2 protein-coding genes and 2 pseudogenes are annotated in these 4,655 nt (G+C 44.9%); all 4 read left to right on the forward strand.

Annotated elements, in window-relative coordinates; all coding sequences use genetic code 11:
- Nucleotides 1-2,813 (forward strand): carbamoyl-phosphate synthase large subunit (gene carB / locus AB5Z52_RS15940; protein ID WP_368267007.1); only part of this gene is annotated, 2,813 nt, incomplete at its 5' end.
- A 10-nt stretch (nucleotides 2,814-2,823) separates the two neighbouring features.
- Nucleotides 2,824-3,612, forward strand: a pseudogene (locus AB5Z52_RS15945) (dihydroorotate dehydrogenase electron transfer subunit); the annotation flags it as partial.
- Entirely contained in the window at nucleotides 3,613-4,533 is a 921-nt protein-coding gene (locus tag AB5Z52_RS15950) for a dihydroorotate dehydrogenase (protein WP_041120099.1), read from the forward strand.
- Nucleotide 4,534: 1 nt separating this feature from the next.
- Nucleotides 4,535-4,655, forward strand: a pseudogene (locus AB5Z52_RS15955) (orotidine-5'-phosphate decarboxylase); the annotation flags it as partial.

The raw sequence follows: 4,655 nt of genomic DNA on the forward strand, positions 1-4,655 counted from the left end.
ATCAAGCAGAAGACCGTGATCTATTCAAGCAATTAATGGAAGAGTTAAATCAACCGATTCCTGAATCGGAGATCGTTTCAACAGTGGAAGAAGCAGTTACTTTTGCAACTAAGATTGGGTATCCAATCATCGTTCGTCCAGCCTTTACCCTTGGCGGTACTGGAGGCGGTATGTGTAATAATGAAGAGGAATTGCGAGTGATTGCTGAGAATGGTCTAAAACTGTCACCAGTGACGCAATGTCTGATCGAACGCAGTATTGCCGGCTATAAGGAAATCGAATATGAAGTCATGCGGGATTCAGCCGATAATGCGATCGTTGTCTGTAACATGGAAAACTTTGATCCTGTCGGGATCCATACAGGTGATTCGATCGTTTTTGCACCGAGTCAAACACTCTCCGATCATGAGTACCAAATGTTGCGTGATGCTTCTCTAAAAATCATTCGCGCATTGAAAATCGAGGGCGGTTGTAATGTTCAATTAGCGCTTGATCCCCACAGCTTTAATTACTATGTGATCGAAGTCAATCCCCGGGTTTCCCGTTCGTCTGCTTTAGCAAGTAAAGCAACTGGCTATCCGATTGCGAAGCTAGCAGCAAAGATTGCTGTTGGGTTGACATTAGATGAAATGAAAAACCCTGTCACAGAAACAACTTATGCCGAGTTTGAACCGGCATTGGATTACGTGGTAGCCAAAATCCCTCGTTGGCCCTTTGACAAATTTGAGTCCGGCGAACGCCGTTTAGGTACACAGATGAAAGCAACCGGTGAAGTGATGGCTATCGGTCGGAATATCGAGGAATCTTTGCTGAAGGCTGTGCGTTCATTGGAGATCGGCACACATCATATTGAAATGAAAGAATTAGAACAGCTTTCAGACAATGACTTGATCGATAAGGTGATCAAAGCGCAAGATGATCGCTTATTTTATGTCATGGAAGCCATTCGCCGCGGCTATGCCATTGAAGAATTGAACGAAATGACTAAAATCGATCTTTTCTTCTTGGATAAAATGCTGCACATCTATGAAATCGAACAAGAACTTGCTGCCAACAGCCAAGATTTTACAACATTAAAACGAGCGAAGCAAAACGGCTTTACCGATAAAAAAATTGCTGAGTTATGGCAGATGACAGAACAAGAGATTCGAGACATCCGTAAGGAAAATCAGTTGCTTCCCGTCTACAAAATGGTAGACACTTGTGCTGCCGAGTTTGAGTCGGCAACGCCTTACTTTTATAGTACGTATGAGTTTGAGAACGAGAGTGTTCGCAGTGAAAAAGAATCTGTTTTAGTCTTAGGTTCTGGGCCGATCCGCATCGGTCAAGGTGTGGAATTCGATTATGCAACAGTACACTCGGTCAAAGCAATTCAGGCTGCGGGCTATGAAGCCATTATTATGAACAGCAATCCGGAAACCGTTTCGACAGACTTCTCGATTTCCGATAAATTGTATTTTGAGCCATTGACACTAGAAGACGTCTTGCATGTGATCGAACTGGAACAACCAATTGGGGTCATTGTTCAATTTGGCGGTCAAACAGCGATCAATTTGGCGGAGCCATTAGTTGCCGCAGGAGTCAGCATCTTAGGTACGAGTATCGAAGACCTCGATCGTGCTGAAAACCGTGATCTCTTTGAACAAGCGTTACAGGCATTAGCTATTCCGCAACCCCCAGGAGATACTGCTACAAATACCACGGAAGCAGTGGCGATCGCTAATCGCATCGGTTATCCGGTCCTTGTTCGTCCGAGTTATGTCTTAGGTGGTCGGGCAATGGAAATCGTTGAAAACCAAGCGGATCTGGAAGATTATATGAAGCATGCAGTAAAAGCTTCTCCCGAACATCCTGTTTTAGTCGATCGGTACTTAGTAGGGAAAGAATGTGAAGTTGACGCAATTTGTGATGGCACGACGGTTCTGATTCCGGGGATCATGGAACATATCGAACGAGCAGGGGTCCACTCAGGTGACTCGATGGCAGTCTATCCACCGCAAAACCTTTCTGAAGCAACGATTGCCACCATCGAAGACTATACGAAACGGTTAGCATTGGGATTGAATTGTGTTGGAATGATGAATATTCAATTTGTTATCCACGAGGAAAAAGTTTACGTCATTGAAGTCAATCCTCGGGCCAGCCGAACCGTTCCATTTTTGAGCAAGGTCACAGAGATTCCTATGGCACAGATCGCGACAAAAGCGATTTTAGGAGAAAAATTGGCGGATCTGGGCTACCGTGATGGCCTTTATCCAACACCAAACGAAGTTCATATCAAAGCACCGGTCTTTTCTTTCACCAAGTTACAAAAAGTCGATACTTACTTAGGTCCGGAAATGAAATCAACCGGTGAAGTCATGGGTTCAGACAAAAACTTAGAAAAAGCTTTATATAAAGCTTTTGAAGCAGCTGGTTTGCATATTCCGGAATTCGGGAAAGTTCTTTTTACCGTAGCGGATGAAAGCAAAGCAGAGGCCGCCGTGTTGGCTGCGCGCTTTTTCGAAATCGGCTTCTCGATCTTAGCGACAAAAGGAACAGCCGATTACTTTGAAGGCTATGGCTTGCCAGTCACCCGGGTAGCGAAAATCTCGGAAACAGAAGATGAAACTGTCGTTGATCTCATCAGAAAAGGCGTGACCCAAGTGGTGATCAATACAATGGACAAAAATCGGCAAAAAGCCACTGAAGACGGATTTATTATTCGCCGGGAAGCAGTCGAGCATGGGGTGCCGCTCTTCACCTCGTTAGACACCGCTGATGCCATTCTTCAAGTAATGGAATCAAGAGGTTTTTCAACGAAAGCAATCTAGCAGTCAGAAAGGAAAACAGCTCATGAAACAAGAACGAATGACCATTACAAAACAGCGAATGCTCGCACCGCGAATCTACGAGATGACTCTCTCTGGTGCTCTCGTTCAAGAAATGACCACACCGGGACAATTTCTGCATATTCGAGTGCCGGATGATGCCTTTCTCTTAAGACGACCAATCAGTATTAGCTGGATCGATCAAGAAAGCCAAAGTTGTCGCATCATTTATCGGATAGAAGGGGAGGGGACCAAGCGGTTCGCCCATCTGCAAAGCGGGGATCAACTGGATGTTTTAGGCCCTCTAGGGAATGGCTTTCATATCGAAGATTTACAAAAAGATGAGACTGTTTTTATCGTAGGTGGTGGTATCGGAGTTCCGCCACTCTACGAACTTTCTAAACAATTAGTCGCAAAAGGTGTACGGACGATTCATTTTTTGGGATTTGCTAGTTCGGAAGTCATGTATTACGAAAAGGCGTTTCAAGCTCTAGGGGATACACGAATCGCAACGGATGATGGCACCTATGGCGTTCAAGGGAATGTCGGTAATCTATTGTTAGCAGCCGATAGCAAACCTGCGGCTGTTTTTGCCTGCGGCAACAATGGGTTGTTAAAAACGGTTGAACAACTTTTCCAAGACTGTCCGAATGTGCAACTTTCATTGGAATCTCGCATGGCTTGCGGGATCGGTGCTTGCTATGCTTGTGTTTGTCATAAAGCCGATGATCCAACAGGGACCAAAAGTGTCAAAGTCTGTGACGAAGGCCCTGTTTTTCAAGCTGGAAAGGTGGTTATTTAAGTGGTTTTAGCTGTTGAATTACCGGGGTTGTCTCTCAAAAACCCCATAATGCCGGCTAGTGGCTGTTTTGGTTTTGGCGCAGAATACAACAAGTATTATGATATCAGTCAGCTCGGTGCCGTCATGATCAAAGCCACGACCCCAGAAGCACGCTTTGGCAATCCAACACCGCGAGTGGCTGAAACACCAAGCGGCATGTTGAATGCGATTGGCTTACAAAATCCTGGCCTTCGAGTAGTCATGGAAGACATTTTGCCAGAGTTAGCGCAAAAGCATCCAGATCTGCCGATCATCGCAAACGTGGCTGGTTCCACTCAAGAAGATTATGTCACTGTCTGTCAAAAAATCAGTCAAGCGCCGAATGTAAAAGCCATTGAATTAAATGTTTCCTGCCCAAACGTCAAACATGGTGGTATTACTTTTGGTACCGATCCTCAAGTGGCGAAAGAACTGACCCAAGCGGTCAAAGCAGTTTCGCAAGTGCCAATCTATGTCAAACTATCGCCAAATGTCACCGATATCGTACCCATTGCAAAAGCAATCGAGGCGGGGGGTGCCGATGGTTTCACGATGATCAATACGTTATTGGGTATGCGCATTGATTTGAAGACACGACGTCCTATTTTGGCCAACCAGACCGGGGGGCTCTCAGGCCCAGCCATCAAGCCAGTCGCGATTCGTTTGATCAAACAAGTGGCACAAGTTTCTTTGTTGCCAATCATTGGCATGGGCGGTGTGATGACGGTTGATGATGTGTTAGAAATGTATTTAGCTGGAGCGAGTGCGGTAGCAGTTGGTACCGCAAATTTTACTGATCCTTATATTTGTCCCAAGTTGATCGAAGAATTGCCTGTACGAATGGCAGAATTAGGTATCGAATCTTTGGCACAGTTGATCAAGGAAGTAAGAGAGGGGCATTAAGATGATTGAACGACCAATTATTGCTTTGGATTTTCCAAGCAAAAAAGAAATTGAGCTTTTTTTAGAGAAATTTCCTAAAACAGAAAAATTATTCGTCAAAGTCGGTATGGAAATCTTTTATC

The organism is Enterococcus sp. RTP21361st1_A6_RTP21361_211029 (genome assembly GCF_040910045.1).
GTDB lineage: Bacteria > Bacillota > Bacilli > Lactobacillales > Enterococcaceae > Enterococcus_D > Enterococcus_D gallinarum.